The organism is Aminobacter sp. BE322, from assembly GCF_050433525.1.
Taxonomy (GTDB): domain Bacteria; phylum Pseudomonadota; class Alphaproteobacteria; order Rhizobiales; family Rhizobiaceae; genus Aminobacter.
In genome coordinates this window covers 25,696-51,446 of sequence record NZ_JBNPXB010000004.1, presented here as the reverse complement: position 1 = coordinate 51,446, position 25,751 = coordinate 25,696, and the positions used below count along the sequence as shown (strand labels likewise).

General features: G+C 67.4%; 23 protein-coding genes and 1 tRNA gene. 10 read left to right on the top strand and 14 right to left on the bottom strand.

Annotated elements, in window-relative coordinates:
• Positions 1-31: 31 nt before the first annotated feature.
• The 7 genes from leuC to J2X50_RS08295 all read right to left on the bottom strand — a co-directional run bounded on the left by leuC (position 32) and on the right by J2X50_RS08295 (position 6,515).
• Entirely contained in the window at positions 32-1,441 is a 1,410-nt protein-coding gene (gene leuC, locus J2X50_RS08325) for a 3-isopropylmalate dehydratase large subunit (protein WP_429093858.1), read from the bottom strand.
• A 275-nt stretch (positions 1,442-1,716) separates the two neighbouring features.
• A complete protein-coding gene (locus J2X50_RS08320; protein WP_429093856.1) occupies positions 1,717-2,346 on the bottom strand; it encodes a class I SAM-dependent DNA methyltransferase in 630 nt (209 codons plus the stop codon).
• A gap of 13 nt (positions 2,347-2,359) precedes the next feature.
• The gene (locus tag J2X50_RS08315; RefSeq protein ID WP_429093854.1) at positions 2,360-3,169 is read right to left on the bottom strand and encodes an amino acid ABC transporter permease; all 810 of its coding nucleotides are present in this window, start codon (positions 3,167-3,169) and stop codon (positions 2,360-2,362) included.
• Between the two features lie 184 nt (positions 3,170-3,353).
• Complete coding sequence (locus J2X50_RS08310; protein WP_429093853.1) at positions 3,354-4,151, bottom strand: basic amino acid ABC transporter substrate-binding protein; 798 nt, start codon at positions 4,149-4,151, stop codon at positions 3,354-3,356.
• A 151-nt stretch (positions 4,152-4,302) separates the two neighbouring features.
• Entirely contained in the window at positions 4,303-4,911 is a 609-nt protein-coding gene (locus tag J2X50_RS08305; protein WP_429094264.1) for an N-acetyltransferase family protein, read from the bottom strand.
• Positions 4,883-5,407 carry a 50S ribosomal protein L19 gene (gene rplS, locus J2X50_RS08300; protein WP_429093851.1) on the bottom strand — a complete coding sequence of 175 codons (525 nt, stop codon included), beginning with the start codon at positions 5,405-5,407 and terminating at the stop codon, positions 4,883-4,885. Before rplS ends, J2X50_RS08305 begins: the two co-directional genes overlap by 29 nt.
• Before the next feature lie 331 nt (positions 5,408-5,738).
• Complete coding sequence (locus J2X50_RS08295) at positions 5,739-6,515, bottom strand: hypothetical protein (RefSeq protein ID WP_429093850.1); 777 nt, start codon at positions 6,513-6,515, stop codon at positions 5,739-5,741.
• 147 nt (positions 6,516-6,662) lie between these two features.
• On the opposite strand from J2X50_RS08295, the gene J2X50_RS08290 reads away from it, so the two are divergent.
• Positions 6,663-7,676 carry a sugar-binding transcriptional regulator gene (locus J2X50_RS08290; protein ID WP_429093848.1) on the top strand — a complete coding sequence of 338 codons (1,014 nt, stop codon included), beginning with the start codon at positions 6,663-6,665 and terminating at the stop codon, positions 7,674-7,676.
• Positions 7,677-7,980: 304 nt separating this feature from the next.
• On the opposite strand, the gene J2X50_RS08285 is transcribed toward J2X50_RS08290, so the two are convergent.
• Positions 7,981-8,055 (bottom strand) — tRNA-Gly (locus tag J2X50_RS08285).
• Positions 8,056-8,266: 211 nt separating this feature from the next.
• Between J2X50_RS08285 and J2X50_RS08280 the strand changes: the two genes are divergently transcribed.
• The 4 genes from J2X50_RS08280 (at position 8,267) to J2X50_RS08265 (ending at position 11,004) form a co-directional block, all read left to right on the top strand.
• On the top strand, positions 8,267-8,779 hold the full coding sequence (locus J2X50_RS08280; protein WP_429093846.1) for a prolyl-tRNA synthetase associated domain-containing protein: 513 nt from the start codon (positions 8,267-8,269) through the stop codon (positions 8,777-8,779).
• A gap of 63 nt (positions 8,780-8,842) precedes the next feature.
• The gene (gene trxA / locus J2X50_RS08275; protein WP_429093845.1) at positions 8,843-9,808 is read left to right on the top strand and encodes a thioredoxin; all 966 of its coding nucleotides are present in this window, start codon (positions 8,843-8,845) and stop codon (positions 9,806-9,808) included.
• Between the two features lie 65 nt (positions 9,809-9,873).
• Complete coding sequence (locus tag J2X50_RS08270) at positions 9,874-10,545, top strand: LON peptidase substrate-binding domain-containing protein (RefSeq protein WP_429093843.1); 672 nt, start codon at positions 9,874-9,876, stop codon at positions 10,543-10,545.
• A 231-nt stretch (positions 10,546-10,776) separates the two neighbouring features.
• Positions 10,777-11,004 (top strand): Trm112 family protein, encoded by a 228-nt coding sequence (locus J2X50_RS08265; RefSeq protein WP_429093841.1) that lies wholly within the window; start codon positions 10,777-10,779, stop codon positions 11,002-11,004.
• 59 nt (positions 11,005-11,063) lie between these two features.
• Here the strand turns inward: J2X50_RS08265 and J2X50_RS08260 are convergent, their stop codons facing one another.
• Genes J2X50_RS08260 through J2X50_RS08250 form a run of 3 tightly spaced genes read right to left on the bottom strand, consistent with a single transcriptional unit; the run spans position 11,064 to position 16,808 of the window.
• The gene (locus J2X50_RS08260; protein WP_429093839.1) at positions 11,064-14,399 is read right to left on the bottom strand and encodes an error-prone DNA polymerase; all 3,336 of its coding nucleotides are present in this window, start codon (positions 14,397-14,399) and stop codon (positions 11,064-11,066) included.
• On the bottom strand, positions 14,396-15,865 hold the full coding sequence (locus J2X50_RS08255; RefSeq protein ID WP_429093838.1) for a Y-family DNA polymerase: 1,470 nt from the start codon (positions 15,863-15,865) through the stop codon (positions 14,396-14,398). Before J2X50_RS08255 ends, J2X50_RS08260 begins: the two co-directional genes overlap by 4 nt.
• Positions 15,807-16,808, bottom strand: a complete 1,002-nt coding sequence (locus J2X50_RS08250) for an ImuA family protein (RefSeq protein ID WP_429093836.1) — start codon at positions 16,806-16,808, stop codon at positions 15,807-15,809. Before J2X50_RS08250 ends, J2X50_RS08255 begins: the two co-directional genes overlap by 59 nt.
• A gap of 192 nt (positions 16,809-17,000) precedes the next feature.
• Between J2X50_RS08250 and J2X50_RS08245 the strand changes: the two genes are divergently transcribed.
• Positions 17,001-17,423, top strand: a complete 423-nt coding sequence (locus J2X50_RS08245) for a metallopeptidase family protein (protein WP_340040922.1) — start codon at positions 17,001-17,003, stop codon at positions 17,421-17,423.
• 33 nt (positions 17,424-17,456) lie between these two features.
• Here the strand turns inward: J2X50_RS08245 and J2X50_RS08240 are convergent, their stop codons facing one another.
• Both J2X50_RS08240 and J2X50_RS08235 read right to left on the bottom strand, forming a co-directional pair.
• Entirely contained in the window at positions 17,457-17,663 is a 207-nt protein-coding gene (locus J2X50_RS08240) for a DUF1737 domain-containing protein (RefSeq protein WP_018430424.1), read from the bottom strand.
• 21 nt (positions 17,664-17,684) lie between these two features.
• Positions 17,685-18,575, bottom strand: a complete 891-nt coding sequence (locus J2X50_RS08235; protein WP_429093833.1) for an HpcH/HpaI aldolase/citrate lyase family protein — start codon at positions 18,573-18,575, stop codon at positions 17,685-17,687.
• Between the two features lie 96 nt (positions 18,576-18,671).
• Between J2X50_RS08235 and J2X50_RS08230 the strand changes: the two genes are divergently transcribed.
• On the top strand, positions 18,672-19,841 hold the full coding sequence (locus J2X50_RS08230) for an NAD(P)/FAD-dependent oxidoreductase (protein WP_429093831.1): 1,170 nt from the start codon (positions 18,672-18,674) through the stop codon (positions 19,839-19,841).
• A 1,010-nt stretch (positions 19,842-20,851) separates the two neighbouring features.
• On the opposite strand, the gene J2X50_RS08225 is transcribed toward J2X50_RS08230, so the two are convergent.
• The gene (locus tag J2X50_RS08225; protein ID WP_429093829.1) at positions 20,852-21,094 is read right to left on the bottom strand and encodes a DUF1127 domain-containing protein; all 243 of its coding nucleotides are present in this window, start codon (positions 21,092-21,094) and stop codon (positions 20,852-20,854) included.
• A 173-nt stretch (positions 21,095-21,267) separates the two neighbouring features.
• On the opposite strand from J2X50_RS08225, the gene J2X50_RS08220 reads away from it, so the two are divergent.
• From J2X50_RS08220 to J2X50_RS08210, 3 genes are all read left to right on the top strand, one after another.
• Positions 21,268-23,250: a BTAD domain-containing putative transcriptional regulator gene (locus J2X50_RS08220; protein ID WP_429093828.1), complete on the top strand. Its 1,983-nt coding sequence runs from the start codon at positions 21,268-21,270 to the stop codon at positions 23,248-23,250.
• Positions 23,251-23,356: 106 nt separating this feature from the next.
• A complete protein-coding gene (locus J2X50_RS08215) occupies positions 23,357-24,145 on the top strand; it encodes a DUF2189 domain-containing protein (RefSeq protein ID WP_429093826.1) in 789 nt (262 codons plus the stop codon).
• A 160-nt stretch (positions 24,146-24,305) separates the two neighbouring features.
• Positions 24,306-25,745, top strand: a complete 1,440-nt coding sequence (locus tag J2X50_RS08210) for an FAD-binding oxidoreductase (protein ID WP_429093824.1) — start codon at positions 24,306-24,308, stop codon at positions 25,743-25,745.
• Positions 25,746-25,751 lie beyond the last annotated feature (6 nt).

The window sequence follows — 25,751 nt, the reverse complement described above, 5'->3', positions numbered from 1 at the left end:
GCCGCCTCGTCCGCAAGCGCGTCGGCGACGGCTATTTCCAGTCGCGGATGTCGACGAAATGGCCGGCGATCGCGGCGGCCGCAGCCATCGCCGGCGACACCAGGTGGGTGCGGCCCTTGAAGCCCTGGCGGCCCTCGAAGTTACGGTTCGAGGTCGAGGCGCAGCGCTCGCCCGGCTTCAGCCGGTCGTCGTTCATGGCCAGGCACATCGAGCAGCCCGGCTCGCGCCAGTCGAAGCCCGCGGCGACGAAGATCTTGTCCAGGCCCTCGGCCTCCGCCTGCTCTTTCACCAGGCCCGAGCCCGGCACGATCATGGCGTTGACGGTCGAGGCCACCTTGCGGCCCTCGACGACCTTGGCCACCGCGCGTAGGTCCTCGATGCGACCGTTGGTGCACGAGCCGATGAAGACGCGGTCGATGGCGATGTCGGTGATCCTGGTGCCGGCGGAGAGCCCCATGTAGTCGAGCGCGCGCTTCTTGGAGTTGCGCTTGGTCTCGTCCTGGATCTCCTCCGGATTCGGCACGATGCCGGTGACGGACGCCACGTCCTCGGGCGACGAGCCCCAGGTGACGATGGGCGGCAGCTTGGCGGCGTCGAGCACCACGACCTTGTCGAAGTGCGCGCCCTCGTCCGAGCGCAGCGTCTTCCAGTAGTCGAGCGCCATGTCCCACGCCTTGCCCTTGGGCGCGCGCGGCTTGTCCTGGACATAGGCGAAGGTCGTCTCGTCGGGCGCGATCAGGCCGGCGCGGGCGCCGCCTTCGATCGACATGTTGCAGACCGTCATGCGGCCTTCCATCGACAGCGCGCGGATCGCCTCGCCGGCATACTCGATGACGTAGCCGGTGCCGCCGGCGGTGCCGATCTCGCCGATGATGGCCAGCACGATGTCCTTGGCGGTCACGCCCTCGGGCAGAACGCCGTCGACACGCACCAGCATGTTCTTGGCCTTCTTCTGGATCAGCGTCTGGGTGGCCAGCACATGCTCCACTTCCGAGGTGCCGATGCCGTGCGCCAGCGCGCCGAAGGCGCCATGCGTCGAGGTGTGGCTGTCGCCGCAGACGATCGTCATGCCCGGCAGGGTGAAGCCCTGCTCGGGGCCGACGATGTGGACGATGCCCTGGCGCTTGTCGTTCTCGGAGTAATACTCCACGCCGAACTCGGCCGAGTTCTTGGCCAGCGCCTCGACCTGGATGCGGCTTTCCTCGTTCTTGATGCCGTTCTTGCGGTCCGGCGAGGTCGGCACGTTGTGGTCGACGACGGCGAGCGTCTTCTCGGGGTGACGAACCTTGCGGCCGGCCATGCGCAGGCCCTCGAAGGCCTGCGGGCTGGTCACCTCGTGCACGAGGTGGCGGTCGATGTAGAGCAGGCAGGTGCCGTCGTCCTGGCGGTCGACGACGTGGTCGTCAAAGATCTTGTCGTAGAGGGTGCGCGGTGCGCTCATGTGCGTAGATCCGTCGATATGAAACTGGGGAAGGCGACAGGGCGCGCCAAAGGCCCGTCGGCTTGGCGCATGGAGGCGACTAGATAAGTCGGCTCGTCAGCGCGCCTGAAATCCGGGCAAAGAAACGCGACGGCAGGCGCTTGTGGTCCTGCAGCACGAAACCCTTGTAGGCCGGATCTCCAAAGAGCTCTTCCATGGCCCGCTCATATCAGCCTTTTGGGCTTCCGGCAATTGCGACTGCAGCGCCCACCCCGGTCGAGGTTCCGAAGGCCGGCTCAGCGGATCTCGAACACGAACGCCTTGACCAGCACCTCCGGCTCCGCCACGGCGAAGGCGCGGAAGGGTGGGCTCTCCTCCACCGGCCGCCATCGGCCGGCGGCCTCGAGTTCGGCGAACTTTTCCAGGAACCCGCCCTGCGACAGCACCGTGTCACGCACGGTGAAGATGGCGAAGCCGCCGGGACGGGTGATCCGCTCCAGTTCGTCCAGGCTCGCCGCCGGCGCATGGCCGGCCGTGAACACGCCGGTCGAGAAGAACGCCGCGAAATGCCCGTCGACCCAGGGCAGTGGCCGGCCGAGCGCCGCCCGGGTCAGCGCCGAATAGCCGCCGCGCACGCGAGCCAGCGCCAGCATCTCGTCGGAAAGGTCCAGCCCCTCGATCCCGGGATAGCCCAGCGCGGCGAGATAGGGCCCCGACAGCCCGGTGCCGCAGCCGGCGTCGAGCAGCGGCCCGGCTCCCTTCGGCACGTGCCGCGCCACCCAGGCCGCGACGACGAAGGGCAGGCAGTAGCCCAGCGCCGCCGTCTCGGTGTCGTAGCCGTTGGCCCAGGCGGCATAGGCATCGGCGAGTTCGCCGTCGGTCCTTGCCGCATAGACCCGGGCCAGCGCCTCGCCTTCCTCGCTCATCGGCTATCCTCGCCTATCGCGCCTGTCCCCGCTTCAGCCGCCGCTCCAGCGACCGCAAGGCCAGCGACAGCCCCACCGTCAGTATGAGGTAGACATAGGCGACGATCGAGTAGGTTTCGAAGAAGCGGAACGAACCCGAGGCATAGACCTTGGCCATCTGCGTGATGTCCGCCACGCCCAGCACCGACACCAGCGACGAGTCCTTCACCATGGCGATGAAGTCGTTGCCATAAGGCGGCAGGATGGTCTTGAACGCCTGCGGCCAGACGATCAGCCGGAAGCGCTGATAGCGTGACAATCCCAGCGCCTTCGCCGCCTCGATCTGGCCGGTATCGACGGCCTGGATGCCGGCCCTGAAGATTTCGGCGATGAAGGACGAATAGGCGACGGTCAGCGCGATGATCGCCCGCCACAGAAGCGAGAAGTCGCGCACCTGCATCGGCTCGATCAGGCCTGCGGCCTGCAGCGGTGCCGAAACCCAATTCCAGGCCGCCACGAAGGCCGGCGCGCCGACGAAGGCGATCCAGAACAGAAGCACCAGGATCGGCAGGCCGCGGATGATCTCGACATAGAAGCGCGCGATCTGGCGCAGCACCGGCGCGTTCGACAGCCCGAGCAGCGCGACGAACAGCCCGAGCGCCGAGGCGAGCGCGAAGGCGACGACGGTGACGAACAGCGTCACCAGCAACCCCTTGGCGAGGGTCGCGATGATCTGGCGATAGAGCTCGTCGGACCCGATCGCCAGCGCGGCGGCCACGGCGATGATGCCGGCGGCAACCAGCCACCAGGGGAAATCGTCTTTCTTGACCGGATGTTGGCTCATGCAGGCGCCTGGCGGGCGAGGAACGCGGCGCCTTCCGCCCTCCCGCTTGTCGGGAGGATCGGGAAGCTAACGGCGCGAAGCGGCGTCTGCGACCCGGGGTGGGGGTAGGGAAGCCGCCCTGGGCTCGCCCTCACCCGGCCCTTCGGGCCACCCTCCCCGCAAGGGGAAGGGTAAGGCAGCGTTCTCACTGCCCCATCTTGTAGTCGAGGAACCACTTCTTGTTCAGCTTGTCGAAGGTGCCGTCGGCCTTGAGGGCTGCGATCGCCTGGTTGACCGGCGCGACGAGGTCCGAGCCCTTCTTGAAGATGAAGCCGAAATCCTCGCTGCCCAGCGGCTCGCCCACCACCTTGAGCTTGCCCTCGGAAGCGTCGACATAACCCTGTGCCGCCACGCTGTCGGTCAGCACCAGGTCGACGTCGCCGGCCTTCAGTGCCTGCACCGTGGCGCCGAAGGTCTCGAACAGCTTGATGCGCGGGTTCTGCTCGTTGCCGTCGAGGATTTCGTAAACGGCGGTGTAGAACGGCGAGGTACCCGGCTGCGCCGCGATCAGGCCGTCCTCGAGGGCGGCGAAGCTCTTGGCATCGGTGAAGCGGCTCTCGTCGGCGCGCACCAGCATGAACTGCTGCGAAAGCATGTAGGGATCGGAGAAGTCGACCTTCTCCTTGCGGTCTTCCTTGATGGTGATGCCGGTCATGCCGATCTGGTACTGGCCGTCCGACACCGCCTGGATCATCGCGTCCCAGCTGGTGTTCTGGTACTCGATCTTGAAGTTGAGCCGCTTGGCGATCTCGTCCATCGCGTCATACTCCCAGCCGATCTGCTTGCCGGTCTTGGGATCGACGAACTGCAGCGGCGGATAGGCGTTCTCGGTCACCACCACCACCGACTTGCCGCCGAGATCCGGCAAGCTCTGAGCCTGGGCAACGAAGGGCGAAATCACGACGGCGAAGGCGCCGGCGAGCGCAAGCTTTAGACTATTCATGGTCAGTTCCCCAAAATGACTAGACGGCTGCGCCGATCTATTGCGCGAGACTTTAGCCGTCCCGGATGGGCTTGCAAGCATGGACGATGCGCCGCGGGCGTCCCTGCACCGGTGTTTGTTGCAATTTCCGGCACTCCTGCGGAAGCCCGGTTCACGTCGCGCCGAGGACCAGAAGTGCCTCGTCGTGGAAGGCGCCGTCCCGGAACATCGCCTTGGGCCCGGTGCCATAGGGCCTGAAGCCGAGACTAAGATGGAGCTTGAGTGCCGCCTCGTTGTCGGCGATGACGGCGGCAGTGACGATCAGCCCGTGCGCCCGGCCATGGTCGACGACGGCCTGCACCAGCGCGCGTGACGCCCCCGTCCCGCGCCAGGCCGGATCGACATAGCGCTGCGCATCGACGCCTCGTGGCGGACCTTGGCGCGCCGTTCGGCAGCCAGCCGCGCCATGCCGACGATCTCGCCATTCGCCACCACGCCGAAGGTGGCGTCGGGCTCGGGGGACGCCAGTCGCGCGTCGAAATCGGCATCCGTCAGTTCCGCCTCGTCCTCGACGGTCGAGATGAAGGCATACGGCGCGTTCGCGAGCGCCGCGAGCCTGAGCTTCCTCAGTGCCGCCCCCTCGCCCGGCACGAGCCCGCGGACGACGAAATCCCTTGCGGTCACCGTTCGTCCTCCCGAAACGAAAAAGGGCGGCTCGAAGCCGCCCTTTTGGAACTCTGTCGCGCCGGCGATTATTCGGCGGCCTTGGCGGCCTCGGCAGCGGCCTTCTTCTCGGCGGCTTCCTGGGCGGCCTTCTCGGCTGCCAGCGCCTCGGCGGCGGCGATCTTCTCGGCCTCGATGCGGGCCTTCTCGGCGTTCGCCGCTTCGCGCTCGGCGTCGTTCAGCTTGCGGGCGCGCACGCCGGTGTTCTCGGAGATACGCGCCGACTTACCGCGACGGTCGCGCAGGTAGTACAGCTTGGCGCGACGCACCTTGCCGCGGCGGACGATCTCGACGCCCTCGATCATCGGCGAGTAGACCGGGAACACGCGCTCCACGCCTTCGCCATAGGAGATCTTGCGGACGGTGAAGTTTTCCTGGAAGCCCGAGCCGGAGCGGGCGATGACGACGCCCTCATAGGCCTGCACGCGGGTACGCGAACCTTCGGTGACGCGCACCTGGACACGCACGGTGTCGCCCGGCTGGAATTCCGGCAGGGTGCGCTTGGCTTCGATCTTGGCGGCCTGTTCGGCCTCGAGCTGACGGATCAGATCCATCTCAAAAATCCACTTCTTGTTCTTCCGACAGCCAGAGCGCCCAGCACTTGCCTTGCAGTCCAGTTGACCGCTCGGCTATGCCTTCATTCCCTTGCGGGCCTTCCGGCAGGGGCGACTACACCGTCATTGTTGACGGGACTGGACGATCATTCGTCCGGTTCGGGCGGCCACATACCGCTATTTCGCTCATTTGTCACGCCTTTGCGGCGTCTTTTTTGCACGCTTCGCGCCTGTGTGGAGGCTCCGCTTGTCATGCTGAGCCTCCGCCGCCTGCGGCGCGCGCCTCCGCTGCCGCCCAGTGCGGGCCGTACGCCTGGCTGAATCGTCGCCGCTAGGGCAGGTGGGCAAGCAGCGCACGAAAGATCGCGGCGAGCTCCGCTACCGGATCGGCGCTCTCGAGCGCGCGCGAAATCCGGTCGCCGCGTGCCTCGACCACCATGCCCGCCGCCTCGAGCAGTTCGGCATCGCTCAGTTCCGATGGCGACAGCGTCGCGATGCCGGCCGCGAGCGCCGCAGGCGCCAAGAGCTGCAGCGTCGGCTCGACCTCGGCCACCCGGATGTCGCCCTGCAGCGGCTGGCTGGCGCGCAGCTCCACCAGCGTCGCCGCCGCCACGGCGGCCACCGCGTCGAGGCGATCCTCGGGACCGGCCGCGCGCATCGCCGCGAGCAGTTCCGGGTGCTTGCGGCGGACGGCCAGATGCGCCTGCGAGAAACGCGCCTCGTGCAGCAGCGGCATCGGGCCGCCCTTCTGGCGCAGCCAGGATTTCAGCGCCGCGTAGAGGTCGCGGCGGAACAGCCGCTCCCCCTCCGTACCGCTGCCGGTGGCGAAATAGACGTCGAAGCCATGCAGTCTTGCGCCGTCGTCGGGCCTGACGATGGGCAGCAGCGACAGCGACACCGTCTCGGCCATGGTCAGCGTGTCGTCGACCACGCTCGCCGCCCGCCCGATGAGCCGCTCGATCTCGGCGGGCGGGGCGAACGGATCGGTGCCCGGCGGCCGCCGCGGCCCGCCGGGATTGTCGTGCCGGCTCGCCCGGACGAAATGGCGCACGTCGCGCAGGCGGTCCTTGACGTTGACGACGACCTCTTCGGAAAAGCTTCTCAGCATGCGCGCGTTCCTTGCAGCCCGTCGGGCGCGGCTTTCAGGGCATTGCAGCATTGTTCGGCCACAACTTCAATTCACCCGCCGCGCACAGGTGCTTGACCTGTGGAGCGTTCCTTGAAAAGTGATGGAAACCGAAGCAGGGGGAGCGGCGTGAGCAAGGGTACAAGAGGTTCGGGCGCGAGGTCGCGCGCCGCGGAGGCTCCGACGGACGCCGACACGTCTCCCACCGACAGCCGCGCCGACCGGCTCCGCCTGCGCGCCGCCTGGATGTATTTCATCGAGCAGATGACCCAGAACGACATCGCCGAGGTGCTCGGGGTCGGGCGCGTCACGGTGGTCCGCATGCTGGCCGAGGCGCGCGCGCGCAACGAGGTCAAGATCGCCATCGAGGGCGAGCTGTCCGGCATCGTCAGGCAGGAGCGGGCGATCGAGCGCAAGTTCGGCGTCCAGCGCGCCATCGTGGCGCCGCTGTCGTCCGCGGACGCCGACCCGATCCCGGCGATCGGCGCAGCCACCGGGAGCTATCTTTCCGAGGCGATGCGCTCGGACATGTCCGTCGGCGTCGGCTGGGGCCGCACCCTGTTCGGCACCCTGCCCTACATCAGCGCCCGGCCGCTCAGCGACTTCCGCGTCATTTCGCTGCTCGGCGGCGTCGGCGTCGCGCGCCGCACCAACCCGGCCGAATTCGCCTGGCGTTTCGCCCAGGCCTTCCAGGGCGACGGCTATCTGATCCCGGCGCCGGCCGTCGTCGACAGCATCGACACCAAGCGCGCGCTGATCGAGCGCTGCGGCCTGTCGGAGATCTTCGCGCTCGCCGATTCGCTCGACGCGGTGCTGGTCAGCGTCGGCGACATCGCCTCCGCCTCGACCTTCTACCGCGGCGGCTTCCTTACCGAGGCGGAGCGCCAGAAGCTAGCCGCGAAGGGGGCGGTGGGCGACCTCCTGTTCCATTTCTTCGACCGTAACGGCAACCTGGTCGACCACCCGATCAACGACCTGGTCATGTCGGTCGACGTCGACCGCATCCGCCGCGCGCCGATGCGCATCCTCACCTCCGGCGGCACCGACAAGATCGACGCCCTGCTCGGGGCGATGAAGCTGGTCAGCCCGACGGTGCTGATCACCGACGAGCACAGCGCCCGGCTCATGATCGAGGCCCCCTGAGCGGCCAGGGCGGTGGGCAATATACGGGACGAAACCACCCGGCTGGAAAAGACCGAGGCCCGGATCTTCGCGATGAAGCCCGCAAACCCGACCCGTATCGATCGCGCACCCAGGGGCGGCGCATGATCGGGCATTGCGGCGCGACCAGGGCTGGCGCGTGATGAGGCCTGTCCGGAAGGCTCGCTGAAAAACGTGTCGGTAGCCAGCGCCGCCGGACCGTCATCGACCTGGTATCCGAGATGGTTTTGACGGCCCCAGAAACGACGAAGGCCGCGGAGAGCCGCGGCCTTTTTCGTGGAGTAATTGGAGCGGGTGAAGCGATTCGAACGCTCGACCCCAACCTTGGCAAGGTTGTGCTCTACCCCTGAGCTACACCCGCTCGCCGCGGCTCGCCGCCGCAACGGCGCCTATATGGCCGAAGAGCGCGGTGAATGCAACAGGGTATGAGCGCTCTTTTTTCATCTTTTTTCGCCGACGCGGAAAACCGGGTGTTGACCCATGGGAAGGCTAGCGCGGCGGCACGGGCAGGCTTGTGTCGGCTCCCGGCATTGCCCATAAACCCTAGCGCACAGCAATCCGGGCGAGATTCCATGACAGCTCCAGCGACCCCCAAGACCCAGGCCGAATTGATGGCTTTCCTCGACGGACTGGGGATCCCGGTCAGGACGCGCAACCATCCGCCGCTTTTCACCGTCGCCGATTCGCAGGCGCTGCGCGGCGAGATCGCCGGCGGGCACACCAAGAACCTGTTCCTCAAGGACAAGAAGGACAATTTCTTCCTCGTCACCGTCGACGAGGAGGCCGAGGTCGACCTCAAGCAGATACACCACCTGATCGGCGCATCGAGCCGCGTGTCCTTCGGCAAGCCGGAGGCGCTGATGGAACTGCTCGGCGTGATCCCGGGCGCCGTCACCGTCTTCGGCCTGATCAACGATACCGCGGCGCGGGTGAAGGTCGTCCTCGACAGCGCCCTGATGGAGAACGAGGTGGTCAATGCCCACCCGCTGACCAACGAGGCGACCACCTCGATCGGCCGCGACGATCTCTTGCAATTCGTCCGTGCGACCGGCCATGACCCTGTTATCTTGAAAGTCTCCGGCTGATCGCCACATGGTGGGCTGAACGAGGCGCCCGCCGGGCGAGCATCCAATTCCGAAAGAGCGACGATGAGCAACGAGAGCAATCCCTTCGGCGGCATGTCCGGCCAGTACGCCACCAACGTGCAATTTGGCGGCGCAGCGCCGGCGAGCGGCTCGCCGGCGGCCGATCTGATCAAGGACACCACCACGGCCGGCTTTGCCGCCGACGTCATCCAGGAATCGCGCAAGCAGCCGGTGCTGGTCGACTTCTGGGCACCCTGGTGCGGACCGTGCAAGCAGCTGACGCCGGTGATCGAGCGCGTCGTGCAGGCCGCCGGCGGACGCGTCAAGCTCGTCAAGATGAACATCGACGACCATCCCGCGATCGCCGGCCAGCTCGGCATCCAGTCGATCCCGGCCGTCATCGCCTTCAAGAACGGACAGCCTGTCGACGGCTTCATGGGCGCGGTGCCCGAAACCCAGATCCGCGAATTCATCGACCGCGTCGCCGGCAAGGGCGGCGGCGCACAGGTTGAGGACGCGATCGCGGCGGCTGCGGAAGCCCGTGCCGCGGGCGACCTGCAGGCCGCAGCCCAGATGTACGACGCCGTGCTGGCGCAGGCGCCCGACAATGTCGACGCCATCGCCGCGCTCGCCGACCTCCTGTTCGAGGCCGGCGACACTGCCGGAGCCGAGGACGTGCTGGCCCAGGTCCCGGAGGGCAAGAAGGATGCCGCCCCGATCGCTTCGGTGCGCGCCAAGCTGGCGCTGGCCGAGCAGGCCGCCAGCCTGGGCGACGCTGCCGAGCTGGAGCGCCGCATCGCCGAAAACCCGAAGGACCACCAGGCGCGTTTCGACCTTGCCATGATCCAGAACGCCAACGGGCAGCGCACCGAGGCGGCCGACAACCTGCTCGCCATCGTCAAGGCCGACCGCAGCTGGAACGACGACGGCGCCAGGGCGCAGCTCCTGCAGCTGTTCGAGGCCTGGGGCATGACCGACGAGGTGACGCTCGCCACCCGGCGCAAGCTGTCGTCGCTGCTGTTTTCGTGACGGTTGGGCGAAACGGGCTTGCGGCGCGCCGGAACCGCCCCAGATAGAGATCGGCAGGGGGTACCATGCAGGCAGGAAACGCGCACTACAGGCTCGGCACCGATCTCCCGGCGACTGTCCCGGTGTTTCCGCTGACGGCCGCGCTGCTCTTGCCCGGCGGCCGCATGCCGCTGAACATCTTCGAGCCGCGGTACCTGCAGATGGTCGACACGGCGATCGGCGGCTCGCGCCTGATCGGCATGATCCAGCCGGCGCTCGACGGCACGCTCATGGCCGATGGCGAGCCCGGGCTTTGCCCGGTCGGCTGCATCGGCCGCGTCACCTCCTTCACCGAGGCCGGCGACGGGCGCTACCTGATCTCGCTGCAGGGAGTGTGCCGGTTCCGCGTGGTGCAGGAGATTGCGGTCAAGACCCCCTTCAGGCAGTGCAAGATCGCTCCCTTCGTCGCCGACCTCGCCGAGGACAGGGCCGCCACCGATATCGACCGCCCGGCGCTTTTGCGCGCCTTCCGCGCCTATCTGCAGGCCAACGAACTCGAGGCCGACTGGGAAAGCGTCAGCCGGGCCGACAATGCGATGCTGGTCAATGCCCTGTCGATGATGGCGCCCTATGGCGCCGCCGAGAAGCAGGCGCTGCTGGAAGCTCCCGACCTCAAGACCCGCGCCGAGACGCTGATCGCGATCACCGAGATGACGCTGGCGCGCGACAACGACGATTTCGGTTCGAGCCTGCAATAGGCAGGGCCGAGCGAAGGAACCGCGTGACCGCATCCCACCGTGCTTCGGGGAATGACGCGGGGCGGAAATGGCGGCGCCTAGAGCAATTCCAGGAAAAGTGCGTAGCGGTTTTCCGTCCGGAATTGCGTCAAAACAAAGAGATAGAGTGTTTCCGCGATTCGAAGAAAAGCGGAAACGCTCTAGGCGTGGTGGGCGTGGCGGAACAGAAGTGGTCGATAGTCGGAGGTGCGCATGGCCGAAACGAAGGGACGCGGCATCGACGTCAAGCTGCTCGAACTGCTCGCCTGCCCGTTGACCAAGGGGCCGCTCGTCTGGGACGCCGAACGCGGCGAACTGGTCTCGCGGCTGGCGCGGCTCGCCTATCCCGTCCGCGACGGCATCCCGGTCATGCTGCCTTCCGAGGCAAGGCAGATCGACGAGGCGGAGACTGCGGCCAAGCGGCGCTCGTCGCCGGAATGAGGTGGAGGCAGGCCGCCCGCCCCGCCCGGTAGTCTCGTCCCGCATCGCGAAAAGCCGCATCATTGAAAATTCCGGCCCTTGGGCATGACGCTGCTCGCCTTGCGGGCCAGGGTTTCGTAGCTCTGCAGCATGCGCGGGTCGCGCGCCGCCTTGTCAGCGGCACCTGCCCGCCCTTCCGGCAAAGGCCCGGCGCCGGCCTCCGCACTCGGCTGCAACTCCTCCGACATCGCCGCCAGCCAGTGCGTCAGATCCTCCATCCTGTCGGCGACGATGTGGATCACGTCCGATTCCGTCTGCAGCTTGCCGGTGACGCGAATGAACTTCGACCCCATGATGACGGGCCGGAAACGCTCGAAGACGCGCGCCCAGACGATGACATTGGCGATCGAATGCTCGTCCTCCAGCGTGAGGAAGATCGCATTGCCCTTGCCCGGCCGCTGGCGCACCAGCACCAGCCCGGCGACGGAGACACGCCGCCCGTCGGGCACCGAGCCGAGCCGCGCGTTGGGCGTGATGCCGGCACGGTCGAGATGATGCCTGAGGAAGGCCACCGGATGCGCCTTGAGCGACAGGCCGAGCGAGCGGTAGTCGTGGATGACATGCTCGCCGAGCGGCATGCGCGGCAGCTGCGTCTCGGGTTCGTTGTCAGCCAGCTGGACATCGGGGCGGTCGAACAGCGGCAGCATCTCGGCGGCACTCCTGCCGTCGAGCGCCCGCACGGCCCACAGCGCCGCGCGCCTGTCGATACCGATCGAGCGGAAGGCATCGGCCTGGGCGAGCAGCTCGATCTCGCCGACATCGAGTCCCGAACGCAGCCAGACATCGCGAACCGAGACATAACCCTTGCCGCGCCGCTCGACGAATGCCCGCATCTTCTTGTCGGAAAGCCCCCTGATCTGGCGGAAACCGAGCCGGACGGCATGGCTGGTCCTGATGACGTCGCGCATTTCGGCGTGGCGCGGCCGGATGCGTTTTGGGTCGAAGCCTGAGCGCTCGAGCGCACAATCCCAGATGGAGTGATTGATGTCGACCTGCCGGATCTCGACGCCATGGTCCTGCGCGTCGCGCACCAGTTGCGCCGGCCTGTAGAAGCCCATCGGCTGGGAATTCAGGATCGCCGCGCAGAAGACATCTGGGTAGAAGGTCTTGAGCCAGCAGGAAGCGTAGACCAGCAGTGCGAAGGACGCGGCATGGCTTTCGGGAAAGCCGTATTCGCCGAACCCCTCGATCTGCTTGAAGCAGCGTTCGGCGAAATCGCGCTCGTAGCTGCGCGCGACCATGCCCTCGACCATCCGCTCGCGATAATTGCCGATGGTGCCGGTGCGCTTGAAGGTGGCCATGGCGCGCCGGAGCTTGTCGGCCTCGCCGGGCGTAAAGCCGCCGGCGACGATGGCGATCTTCATCGCCTGCTCCTGGAACAACGGCACCCCCTTGGTCTTGCCGAGGATTTCCCTCAACTCCTCCTTGGGGAAGTCGACCTTCTCCTTTCCCTGCCGGCGGCGCAGATAGGGATGCACCATGTCGCCCTGGATCGGACCGGGCCGGACGATCGCCACCTCGATGACGAGGTCATAGAACTCGCGTGGCCGGAGCCGCGGCAGCATCGACATCTGCGCCCGGCTCTCGATCTGGAAGACGCCGAGCGTGTCGGCGCGGCAGATCATGTCGTAGACCCTTGGGTCCTCCGGCGGCAGCGTCGCCAGCGTATAGGGTCGGCCGTAGTCGTCGCGCTCGTCGTAATGCGCCTCGAGCAGGTCGAAGGCCTTGCGCAGGCAGGTCAGCATGCCGAGCGCCAGGATGTCGACCTTGAGGATGCCGACGGCATCGAGGTCGTCCTTGTCCCACTCGACCATCTTGCGCTCGTCCATCGCCGTCTTGACGATGGGCACGATCTCGTCGAGCCGATCCTTGGTGATGACGAAGCCGCCGACATGCTGCGACAGGTGGCGGGGAAAGCCCATGATCTCGTTGGCGCGATCGATGACATGCCGCGTCACCGGATCGGCCTTGTCGAGGCCGCCGGCTCCGGCTTCCCGCTCGCCGAGTTCGGACGAGTACCACCCCCATATCGACCCCGACATGGCGCTCCTGACATCGTCCGACAGCCCCATCGCCTTGGCCACTTCGCGCAGCGCCGAGCGGCCGCGATAGGTGACGACGGAGGCGGCGAGCGCGGTGCGCTTGGCGCTGTATCTTTCGTAGATATGCGCAATCACCTCGTCGCGCCGCTCGTGCTCGAAATCCACGTCGATGTCAGGCGGCTCGCCGCGCTCTTCCGAGATGAAGCGTTCGAACAGGATATCGACGATCTCCGGCCCGACATCGGTGATGCCGATGCAGTAGCAGATGATGGAGTTGGCGGCCGAGCCTCGCCCCTGGCAGAGGATTCCCTTCGAGCGCGCGAACTTCACGATCTCATGGACGGTGAGGAAATAGCGGGCGTAAGTGAGCTTCTCGACAATGCCGAGTTCGTGCCCGATGAGTCCCTTCACCTTTTCCGGGATGCCGCCGGGATAGCGCTCATGCGCGCCCTCCCAGGTCAGCCGTTCGAGTTCCGCCTGTGGCCCGAGCCCCGATTCCGTCGGCTCGTCGGGATAGTTGTACTGAAGCTCCTTCAACGAGAAATGCAGGCTGGCGGCGAAGCGCAGGGTCTCGGCGAGCGCCTCCGGATGGCGGCGGAACAGCCGCGCCATCTCGATGGGCGTTTTGAGATGACGCTCGGCATTGGCTTCGAGCCCGAAGCCCGCTTCCGCGACCGGCACGTTGAGGCGGATCGCCGTCAGCACGTCGTGCAGCGGCCGCTGGCCCGGCACATGGTAGAGCGCATCGTTGGTCGCCATCAGCGGCAGGCCGACAGCCTGGGCCATGGCTGCCGCCTGCTCTATCCTGAAGTGGTCGCTGCCGCCGAAGGCGGGCGCGACGGCCAGCCAGAGCGCATTTCCGAAACGCTTCTTGAGCAGCCGCAGCAGCGCCATCTCCTGCTCGACGTCGCCGGCAAGATTCGGAAGCACGGCCAGGGACAGAAGATCGCCCCACTCGAGGAGATCCTCGTGGCGCAGGTCGGGGGCGCCCTTTTCGCCGCGCATGTTGGCCTGGGTCAGCATGCGGCAGAGATGCCCCCAGCCCTCGCGGTCCTGCGGATAGGCGAGCATCTGCGGCGTGCCGTCGGAAAAGACCAGCCGGCAGCCCGGATGGTAGGGGAGCTTCTCTTCCTCCGCCATCTTCCAGGCGCGGACGACGCCCGCCACCGTGTTGCAGTCGGCCAGGCCAAAGGCCGAAAAGCCGAGAAACTTGGCCGTCGTGGTCAGTTCCTCCGGCGTCGAGGCGCCGCGCAGGAAGGAGAAGTTCGAACGGATGCCGAACTCGGCATAGCCTGGGGCAGAGACCGCGTTCATGCGAAGACCCCGTGCAGGAACCAGCGCGGCACTGCCTGCGCGCTGTAGAGGCCCTGCCTGTAGAGCCAGTAGCGGCGGCCCTCGGCGTCCTCGATGCGGTAATAGTCGCGCGTCGGCGCATCGGCGCCCTCGCGCCACCATTCCGGCGCGATGCGCTCCGGCCCTTCGGCGCGGGCCACGCGATGCAGTGCCCGACGCCAGCGGAAATTGAGTGGCGGCCCGTCGGGCACCTCGGTGGCCGGCACCTCGATGGGCTCGGGCACCCGGAACAGCCGGATGGGGCGCTCGGCCGGCCGGGGACGCTTGCCAACGGGCTGCACCTCCCTGGCCGGGCGCCCGGCCGCACCCTTACGTGCCTCTTCCAGGGCGTAAGGGATGGCGGGTGCGGCGCGTTCCGGCAGGTGACTGTCGACGGCAACGGCTTCGAGAACCGCGGCCTCGCCGAGGCGGGCGCCGATGCGATCGGCAAAGATTGCCAGCTCCTCGCCGCCGTCGTCGACCTCACCGGCGAGATCGGCCTGGCGGGCGTCGAACCGGGCCGTCGACAGGGCCGAAAGGCGCACGAGATCGAAACCGTAGCCGGCATCGATGGTTTCGCCCAGCGTCGCCAGCCGTTCATGGAACAGCCTGCGCACCAGCGTGGGTTCTCGAATGGGACGCGAGGCGCCGACCGCTATGCGGCTGACCATTCCGTCGACCCGGAACAGCAGCAGTTCGAGCACCCGCGCCCCTTCCTCCCTGCGCTCCAGGTCCGCCTTGAGGGTGGCGGCGAGCAGGCCGACCAGCCGCTCGATGTCGTCGATGAGCGACAGCGGGTCGGCGAGATGGCGCTCGACCGAAAGCGGCGCCACCGGCAGGCGCGGCGAGATCGCCTCCTCGAGCCGGCCCAGCGCCTGGTCGAGCCGTTCGATGAGTTCAGCGCCGAAACGCCGGACGAGCGGTGCGCGCGGACCGTCCATGATCGCGCCCACGGTGCGCAGCCCGACGCTTTCGAGGCTCGCCTTCGTGGCAGGATCGATCCGCAGCGCCGACAGTGGCAGGCGGGCCAGGAAACTGCACTCGCTGCCCGGAGCCAGGATGTGGCCGGTGGCGAAGCGGGCGGCGGCCCATGCCGCGCCCGGTGTCGAGGCGAGGCCGGCGCGCACGTCGAACCCCTGGTGGAAGAACCGCATCATGAGGTCGTTGAGCAGTGCCTTTTCGCCGCCGAAGAGATGGGCGCAGCCGGTGATGTCGAGGAACAGTCCGTCGGCACCGTCGATGGCGACGAGCGGCGTGTAGCGGTCGCACCAGTCGGCCAGCCCTTCGAGCAATCTGCGATCGGCCTCGGGATCGGCTTCGACCACGTCGATGTCGGGATGCATGGCGCGCGCCTCGGCAATGCCCATGCCCGGCTTCAGCCGGAGCGCTTCAGCCTGCGCGTCGAGGCCGGCGATGCGCTGGGTGTTGTTCTCGCGGTGGCTGGTCACCAGCGGCTTCGCCGCCTGCGGGCTTGAACGCCAGGACCGCCCCAGCCTGCGCCGGAGGACGCGTTCGGCCGCGAGATGGGGAAACCACAGCGACACGATTCTCTGGACTTCTCTCTGCGAGGGTGCGTGCATCGGGGTTCCATTCCAGAATGAAGCTGCCCGGCAGAGCGGTACGGCTCTTGCCGATCTCGACAGCGAATGCGGGCGCGCCGATAGAGCCGGCGAGCGGGCCGAGAAGTGTCTGCCGCAGGGTGGCCGGCGCGGGTGCTGCGACCAGCCTGACGGGGGCGGCGGTGGGCTCCGGCTCGGCCGACTGGCGCAGCAGGAAGATGGGACGGCCGCTGTCTTGCGCCCGCCGGTGCAGGCGGCGCGTCGCCGTGAGGTCGACGCTGCGCGGATTGCCCCGCATCTCGACCACGATTGTCGCGATCTCCTCGATGCGGGCCGCCTCCTCGGCGATCCAGAGCACGTCGGCCGGCTTCGGCGCCTCGGCGAACAGCAGGCTTTCGGCCAGAATGCCGAAGAACCTGCCCAGTCCTGGCACGTAGGGAAGCCCCGCCTCGCGGAAAATCTCGGTCGTGCCGACCCACAGGACCAGATCCTGCGGCCGCGACCGCTCCCTGAGCATGCGGCTGACCAGGCAGAGGGCGAGCCCTGCGGCAGCCCCGGCATTGCGGGTTTCGGTTCCGTGGATCTCGGTCAGCGCCGCCCGAGGCAGGCCGCCGCCCAGGATTTCGTCGAGGCGTTCGACGCCGGTCGGCAGGAAGAAGTCGCGCGCCGAGGCAAGACCGTTGCGGCGGACAAGCAGACCGGCAACAGGCTGGCCGGCGGAAGACTGGCCGTCGGAGGGCGGGGCCAGCCTCTCGGCCAGCGTCCCCTCGATCTTCGCTATCTTCCGGCGCAGGGCAAAAACGACGTCCCGCGCCACGGCGCTGGTCGCCATGTCGGTCTGCCTTCCTCAATATGTTCACGTTATGTTCTCATAGATTCCAGAGCCATCGAGGAGAGTCAAGCCGATTCGATGAGAATCTATTCCTCTCCGGGCAAGTGCCTCCGGCGCCTAAATCATCCCCGCCACGGCAAAGGCCTCGTAAGGCGTGCGGTGAAAGGCTATATGCCCTCAAAAGGAAAAAGAATGGCCCGCATCTACAAGACCCGCGCCTGGCACGACCAGCTGTCGCCCTCGATCGAGGAGATGGAGCTCCTGGCGCTCGAAGCCTATGCCCACCTGCCTGAAGAATTCCGCGCCCTCACCGGCGACGTCGTCATCCAGATCGCCGAGTTCCCGACCGACGAGATCATGGACGACCTGTCGCTGGAAACGCCCTTCGACCTGCTCGGCCTGTTCGAAGGACGCGGCATCGCCGAGCGCTGGAACCCGCAGACCGGCGAAGGCCCCAACCGCGTCACCCTCTACCGCCGGGCGATCCTCGACTACTGGGCGGAGAACGAGGAGACGCTGGGCGACATCGTTACCCATGTGCTGATCCACGAGATCGGGCACCATTTCGGCCTTTCCGACGACGACATGGAAAAGCTGGAAGCGTCGGTCGACTGAACGCGGCGCCCCATTCATCAGGCGCCTCCCGGCTTAGAAATCGCCGAGCTTGATGCCGGGATCGTATTCGACGCCGTCGACGTCCTTCACCACGGCCTGGCCGCAGCGCATCGTCTTGGTCTCGGCATCGAAGGAATAGGTGGGCGAGCCGAACAGGTGCCAGCCCTTGTTCAGCGCCGCCGTCACCTTGTGGCAGAACGTGGCGTCGTCGGGACCGGTCAGGAAGCGGTAGAGTTTCATGCTTGTCTCCGCATCGCGCTGTCAGTTCTTCAGCTTCTCGATCATCGCCGCCCGGGCGAGCAGCTTTTCGGACTGGGCGAGATGCAGCCGCTCGACCATCTTGCCTTCGAGCGAGATTACACCGCGCCCGGCATTTTCCGGAAGCGCGAAGGCATCGACGACGGCGCGCGCCTCGGCAAGCGCCTCGGCCGAGGGCGAGAACGCCTCGTTGGCGGGGCCGATCTGGGCGGGATGGATCACCGTCTTGCCCGAGAATCCCATCGCGGCCGCCTCCCGGCATTCGCCCGAAAAGGCGTCGAGGTCGCGAAAATCGTTGGAGACGCTGTCGAGCATGTCGACGCCGCCGGCCCGCGCCGCGAGCACCATCTGCATCAGCCAGGACTGCAGGTAGCGGCGGTCGGGCGTGAGCATCACGCCGGTGTCCTTGGCGAGGTCGTTGAGCCCGGCGACCAGGCAAGCGAGCCGCGCGGCGGGATCGCGGCCGAGCTCGGCGATGGCGGCGATGTTGACCAGCGCGCGCGGCGTCTCGATCATCGCCCAGAGCCTGACGCTGTCGGGCGCGTCGCTGTCGTCGAGCACGTCGCCCGCCTCGATGATGTCGCGCGGCGTCGCGATCTTGGGCAGGAGCACGCCGTCGATAGCCCATCCGCTCGCAGCCGCAAGGTCCTCCACGCCCCAGGGGCTCGCCAGCGAATTGATGCGGACGAGAAATTCGCGGTTGCCCGCCGGCCTTTCGGCCAAGATGCCGGCCAGCCTGTCGCGAGCGGCTGCCTTGTGCTCGGGCAGTACGGCGTCCTCCAGATCGAAGATGACGGCGTCGCAGCCAAGCTGCGGCAGCTTGGCGATCGCCTTCTCGTTGCTGGCGGGCACGAACAGCGCCGAACGGCGGGGGCGGGACGGAGAATGTGACATCTGGTCTTCTTGCCCGGCAATGCTGGCCCTTGCAAGTGCTTGCCGGGCGGTGGCGTAACTGCTTTTCTCCTCCATCCGAACAGACGGAATCATTTCATGGCACGCTACGACGTGGTCATCATCGGCGGCGCGATCGTCGGCAGCTCGATCGCCTACTACCTGCGCGACGAGGGCTTTACCGGCTCGATCGCGCTGGTCGAACGCGATCCGCAATTCGCCACGGCCGCGACCACGCTGTCCTGCGCCTCGATCCGCCAGCAATTCTCGATCCCCGAGAACATCCGCCTGTCGCAGTTCACGCTCGGCCTGTTCCGGCGCCTGAAGGACGAGTTCGGCGAGGACGCCGACATCGGCTTCCGCGAGGGCGGCTACCTGATCCTCGCCGGCGAGAACGGCCTGCCCATCCTCAAGGCCAACCACGAGGCCCAGATGGCCGAGGGCGCCGACATCGTGCTCGAGGACGCCGCGCAGTTGCGGAAGCGCTTCTCGTGGATCTCGACCGAGGGCATTTCGGCCGGCGCCTATGGCCGCACGGGCGAAGGCTGGTTCGACGCGCATGCCATGCTCGGCCTGTTCCGCAAGGCGCTGAAGACCAAGAACGTCGACCTGATCACGGCAGAAGTCGCCGGCATCGAGCGGCAGGGCAGCCGCGTCACCGCCGTGACGCTGACGAACGGCGAAAGGCTCGAGGCGGGCACGATCATCAACGCCGCCGGTCCCAATGCCGGCAAGGTCTCGGCCATGGCAGGCCTCGTGCTGCCGGTCGAGCCGCGCAAGCGCAACGTCTTCGTCTTCGAGGCGCGCGACCGCTTCGACGACATGCCGCTGATGGTCGACCCGAGCGGCGTCTATGTCCGGCCCGAGGGCTCGGTCTACATCACCGGCGGGGCCGAGAGCGAAGAGGGCGAGCAGGCGGCCGATCCGGCCGACTTCAACCCCGACTGGCCGCTGTTCGAAGAGGTGATCTGGCCGGTGCTCGCCACCCGCGTGCCGGCCTTCGAGGCGATCAAGCCGACGCGCGCCTGGGTCGGCCACTACGACTACAACGCGCTCGACCAGAACGCCGTCATCGGCCCGCATCCCGAGGTCGAGAACTTCATTTTCGCCAACGGCTTCTCCGGCCACGGCCTGCAGCAGGCGCCGGCCGTCGGCAGGGCGCTGGCCGAGCTCATCGTCCATGGCGGCTACCGCAGCATCGACTGCTCCGCCTTCGGCTATCAGCGCATCGCCGAGGGCCGGGCGTTCCGCGAACTGAACGTGATCTGACTTTTCGCCCCTCGTCCCGAGCATGCCGGAGGATGAGGTCACGCATGCCACCGAGCTTCGCCCCTTACCGGCCGCTTCGCGGCCACCTCTCCCCCCAGCCCGTTCGGTGCACCATCGATGCGCTCTTGCAGCCGTTTCATGCGGATGTGCCACGGGCAAGCCGCCCGGCCTGGCGCACCAGCCGGGATTTGGTCATGTGGGAAGCCGACGCATGGGGCGCGCCTTCCTGATACTATGTGTGCGGCACGCCGCCATGCGTCCGCCGGTGCTCTTGCCCCGCCCTCGTGCCGTGGAAACGCGTTCTCGCGCGACGGCTGGCGGGGCCCTGGCCTGGGGGCTCAACACCCAGCGACGCCACCGTTAGCGCCGCCGGCCAGGACACCGTCTCCCCCACCTGATACCCGGTGCGCACCAGGCTTCCCGCGAGGGAGATGAACCGATCTTAAGTCGGCTCTCGAAGGGGTGGAGAAATCAGCCGGAAGTTTTTTTGAAATCCAAGCAATAACAAAAGGTTGTATCGGTAATAGCCGGAAATCTATCCCCGCCTGCGAACTCTGCCGGGCGGCCGAAGGCTGCGAGCGACCAGGGGAAATGAAAGAGCCGTCACGGGCTCGGACCCGGACGGCTCAGTCGTACCCGGCACGAATGCCGGATCAGCTTTCGCGCCCGCCGCCCATATCGCCGCCGGCACCGACGCACGGCAGAGAGGCGAGACCGCGGATGAAATCAAACAGTAAAGGGCCGCTTTGCCATATTCGCCTCCATCGATACTCGCAACGATGGAAGCGTAGGCCGATGCCGTAGGGGCGTCCACAAAGGCCCTAAAAGGTGGTTAACCATAAGATAGGCGAATTCGACGAATTTGATCATTCGCTTGCCGGACGGCCCGAATATTGCTTTTGCGATGCGGCGGCCGCCCTGCAAGACATTGCGGGGGACCGCCACGCCAGTTTGTTTTTCCTGGCCGCATTCGTGCGACGCCAGACGAATTCGTCCGGCTGCAAAATGCTTCAGCGCATGGTCGCGAGCCTGATCATCAGTCCGCGCTCGACTTCCATCGAGGGTTTCGCTTCGACCGAAGGATAGCCGATGTCCTTGAGCTGCTCCGGACCGAGCGCCTCGATCGCCCTGCGGGTACGGGCGAGCCGGCACCAGTCTCCGATCGCGGCGAAACGCGTGGCCGCGGCTTCGACGAAGCGTGCGGTGAAACCGGATGCCGGCAGCTTGTGACCGGAATATGCCGAGTAAGCCATCATGGCCTCCCATTGCGAAGTTGATGGGAAGACTTTGCCACCGGGCTGTGATGCCGGCGTTCGCGCGGCGTGAACGGCGCGTGCAAAGGGCTGCGTGACCGCGTTAAATCGGCGTTAAATCGGGCCTCGGCAGTGTTATTGTTGCATGACATCGCCAGTGCTGGAGCACGCTGATGCGCATTCGGTTGTTCGGTGGCCTCGAGGTGGTTTCCCCGGAAAACCGGCCTGTCCGCTTCGCCACGCGCAAGACGGCGCAGATTTTCGCCGCCCTCGTGCTGGCGGGCGGCAAGCCGGTGCGGCGCGAGGCGCTCTGCGAGGCGTTCTGGCCGGGGCGCGGCGAGGCACAGGCGCGCAACAGCCTGCGCCAGGCGCTTGTCGACATCAGGCGCAGCTTTCCAGCCGGAAACGCCGCCAGGGTCGAGGTCGAAAGCGATCTGGACACCGTCACGCTGAAGGCGGAACCGGGCACAGCCGACATCTGGGTTTTCGAGCAGACGGCTCAAGGAGACGACGGCGGTCTTGCGACTGCCGCCGAACTCTACCGGGGCGACCTGCTCGCCGCGGACGCGATCCACGAGGGGACGGACTGGTTCGCGCCACACCAGCGCAGCTACCGGCGCATCGCCTTGCAGGTGGCGGAGCGGCTGAGCCAGGCCGCGCCCCGGCCCGGCTCGCCATCGGCGGCGGCCTGCGAACGGCTGGCGGAAAGGCTGCTCGCGGCGGATCCGACCGCAGAGGAAGCGCACCGCGCCATCATCCGGCTGTGCCTGCAGCGCGGCCAGCCGAACGCGGCACTCAGGCAATACAAGCTGTGCCAGGAGGCGCTGCGGCGCGAACTCGAGGCCGAGCCGGAGGCCGCCACGAGCGCGCTGATCGAGGCGGAGCGCGAGGTTAGCCCCCCGCCCGGGCAAAATTCGACCTCGCCTGTGCCGGACCGCCAGTCGCCGTCGCGCGGCACCGATCAGCCCTCGGTCGTGGTGCTGCCGTTCGAGAACCTGAGCGGCCCGGAGGACGAGTTTCTCGTCGAAGGCGTGGTCGAGGAGATCACCGCCACGCTTTCCCGGGTCAGCGACTTCTTCGTCATCGCCCGCCAGTCGGCCTATACCTACCGCGGCCGCTTCGTCGACCTCGCCGAGATCGGACGCGAACTCGGCGTCCAGTATGCCGTCGAAGGCTCGGTGCGCCGGTCGATGGACAGGGTGCGGGTCGCCGTCAAGCTGGAGGACACGCGAACACGCGCCCAGATCTGGTCCGAACGCTACGACCGCGCCGCATCCGACATTTTCGCCCTGCAGGACGAGATCGCCGGACAGGTGGCCGGCGCCATGCACCCGGCCCTGCTCAAGGCCGAGATCGAAGCCGCGAGACGCAAGCCGCCAGAGAGCCTCAGGGCTTACGAGCTGGTGCTGCGGGCCTATCCCGACATCTGGAGCGCGACGAGCGACGGCAACCGGCTGGGGATCGCCCTGCTCGAACAGGCGATCGCGGCGGACCAGCGCTATGGCCGGGCCTATGCGCTGCGCGCCTGGGGGCATGCCCAGAACCTCGTCTATCTGTGGTCGTCCGACCCCGACAGGGAAAGGCAACTGGCGCTCGCTGACGCCGAGACGGCGGCGCGGCTGGCGAGCAACGACCCGATGGCGCTGACGGCGATGGGCGCGGCTCTCAGCATGTGCACCACCGACCAGAGCCGCGCCGGCGCCTATATCGAAAGGGCGCTGGCGCTCGACCCGAACAGCGCCTGGGCCTGGGCCCGATCCGGATGGGTCGCGATCTACCGCGACCAGCCGCAGGCGGCCAGGCGCGACTTCGAGCGCGCCATGGCCCTGAGCCCGTTCGATCCGCTGGAACACAACTTCACCATGGGGCTGGCGGCGGCCAGCGGACTCGAGGGCAAGTTCGCGCAAGCCGCCAAACTTACGCAGGACATGATCGACAAGAACCCGCAGGTGACCTGGGCCTATCGCCAGCTCGCCGCCTACTCCGTCTTCGCCGGCGATCCGGAAGCCGCCCGCCGCGCCATCGCGACGCTCAGGGCGGCGAATCCCGGCGTGTCGATCGCGGTGATGAAGAAAAGCCATCCGTTTCGCCACATCCCGCGCCTGTTCGACACCTTCGTCGAGGGCTGGCGGCGCGCCGGGCTGCCGGAGGAGTAGCCGCGATAAGGGGTGGGTGGTTCCGCGCACCCTTGATCTCGATCAAGGCCGTCCGCCCCCTGGGATGCAAGCTGGAATCTTGGCGGACCGAGCGAGGGAGGAAGCGATGGTCGACATGGGCAGCGGCAATGCCAGGCGGCCGGGGGCACTGCCCGAGGTGCGGGCGCTGACGATGGCCGACATCCGCGACAGCCTGGCCGAGGGTGCCGCGGACTTTGCGCGGCGGCCGACAATCGGCCTCGCTATCGCCGCCGTGTTCGTGGTGATCGGCCTGGCGATCACCACCTCGCTCCTGGTGCTGCACGAGCCATGGCTGATCTATCCCTTCGCCATCGGCTTTCCGCTGGTCGGCCCCTTCGCCGCCGTCGGCCTCTACGAGGTGAGCCGCGGGCTGGAGGCGGGACGGATGCCGACCGTCCGGGAGGTGTGGCAGGTCATCTGGGCCCAGCGCCGGCGCGAGGTGTCGTGGATGGCCTTCACGATGCTGTTCGTGTTCTGGGTATGGATGTACCAGATCAGGCTGCTGATGGCGCTGATCCTCGGCCGCATGTCCTATGCCACGCTCGACCGCTTCGCCGACGTGGTGCTCACCACCAACGAGGGCTGGGTGTTCCTGGCGGTCGGTCACATCGAGGGCGCGGCCCTTGCCCTGGTGCTGTTTTCGATCACCGTGATCTCGATCCCCATGCTGCTCGACCGCGAGGTCGACTTCGTCACCGCCATGCTGACTTCGATCCGCACGGTGCTGGCGAGCCCGCTGGTGATGCTGGGCTGGGGCCTCGTCGTGACGGTGGCGGTGCTCGCCGCCTGCGCACCCCTGTTTCTCGGGCTCCTGGTGGTGCTGCCGGTGCTCGGGCACGCGACCTGGCACCTCTACCGGCGGGCGGTGGTGTAGGCATTCGGGCCATGAACGGGCCCGGCGGCGTGCCGTCAAAGGCCCCGGCTCATCAAATTCGGCCATAACGCCGCCGTCTGGCTTGTCGCGGCGGCGGGCGAGGCGCACAATCCGCCGCCATGCGGGACGAGGAGGCATTTCTCTCAACGGAGGAAGCCCCATGAACGACCTCAGCCTGACCACGCTGGACGGAGGCATGGCGATGCTCAGCGCGCCTGTGCTCGATGCCTTCGCCGCCAGCCTGCGCGGCGACGTGCTCAATGCCGGCGATCCCGGCTACGACGAGGCGCGCGCCATCTGGAACGCCATGATCGACCGCCGGCCCGGCCTGATCGTGCGCTGCGCCGGCGCGGGCGACGTCATCGCCGCCATCAATTTCGCGCGTGAGAACAATCTGCTCGTCGCCGTGCGCGGCGGCGGCCACAACATCGCCGGCAACGCCGTCTGCGACGGCGGGCTGATGATCGACCTCACCAGGATGAAATCGGTGCGCGTCGACCGAGTAGCCCGCAGGGCCTGGGTGGAGCCGGGCGCGATCCTGGCCGACGTCGACAAGGAGACTCAGGCCTTCGGGCTGGTGGTGCCGACCGGCATCAACTCGACCACCGGCATAGCCGGCCTGACGCTCGGCGGCGGCTTCGGCTGGACGGCGCGCAAGCTCGGGCTCACCATCGACAACCTGCTTTCCGCCGACGTGGTGACCGCCGACGGCGAGCTGGTGCGGGCGAGCACCGCCGAGCATCCGGACCTGTTCTGGGCCATCCGCGGCGGCGGCGGCAATTTCGGCGTGGTGACCGCCTTCGAGTTCAAGCTGCACAAGCTCGGGCCGCAGGTGCTTTCGGGCCTCGTCGTGCACCCGTTCGACGACGCCAAGGCGGTGCTCGAAGGATACCGGGCCGCGCTCGAGGACGCCCCCGACGAGCTGACCTGCTGGACGGTTGCGCGCCGCGCCCCGCCGCTGCCGTTCCTGCCGGCCGACTGGCACGGCAAGGAGGTGCTGGTGCTGGCCATGTGCTGGTGCGGCGAGATGGCGGCGGGCGAACAGGCGACGGCCCGCCTGCGCGGCATCGGCAAGCCGATCGTCGACGTGGTCGGACCGAACCCCTTCGTCGGATGGCAGGCGGCCTTCGACCCGCTGCTTGCGCCGGGCGCCCGCAACTACTGGAAGAGCCACGACTTCATCGAACTGGCCGACGAGACCATCGATGCGCTCGACCAGGCGATCCGAAACCTGCCCGGACCGGAATGCGAAGTGTTCATCGGCCATGTCGGCGGCGTCGCCGGGCAGGTCGCCACCGAGGCGACGGCCTTCCCGCAGCGCAGCTCGCACTATGTCATGAACGTGCATGCGCGCTGGCGCGAGGCGGCGATGGACGACGCCTGCATCGCCTGGGCGCGCGGCATCTACGAGGCGACCAAGCCGCAGGCGATCGGCACCGCCTATGTCAACTTCATGCCGTCGGACGAAGCGGACCGGGTGGAGGCCGCCTATGGCGTCAACTATGCGCGGCTGATCGAGGTCAAGCAGAAGTACGATCCGAAGAACTTCTTCCGCCTGAACCAGAACCTCAAGGCCCGGCACGCCCGAAAGGCGGCATAGCGCGCC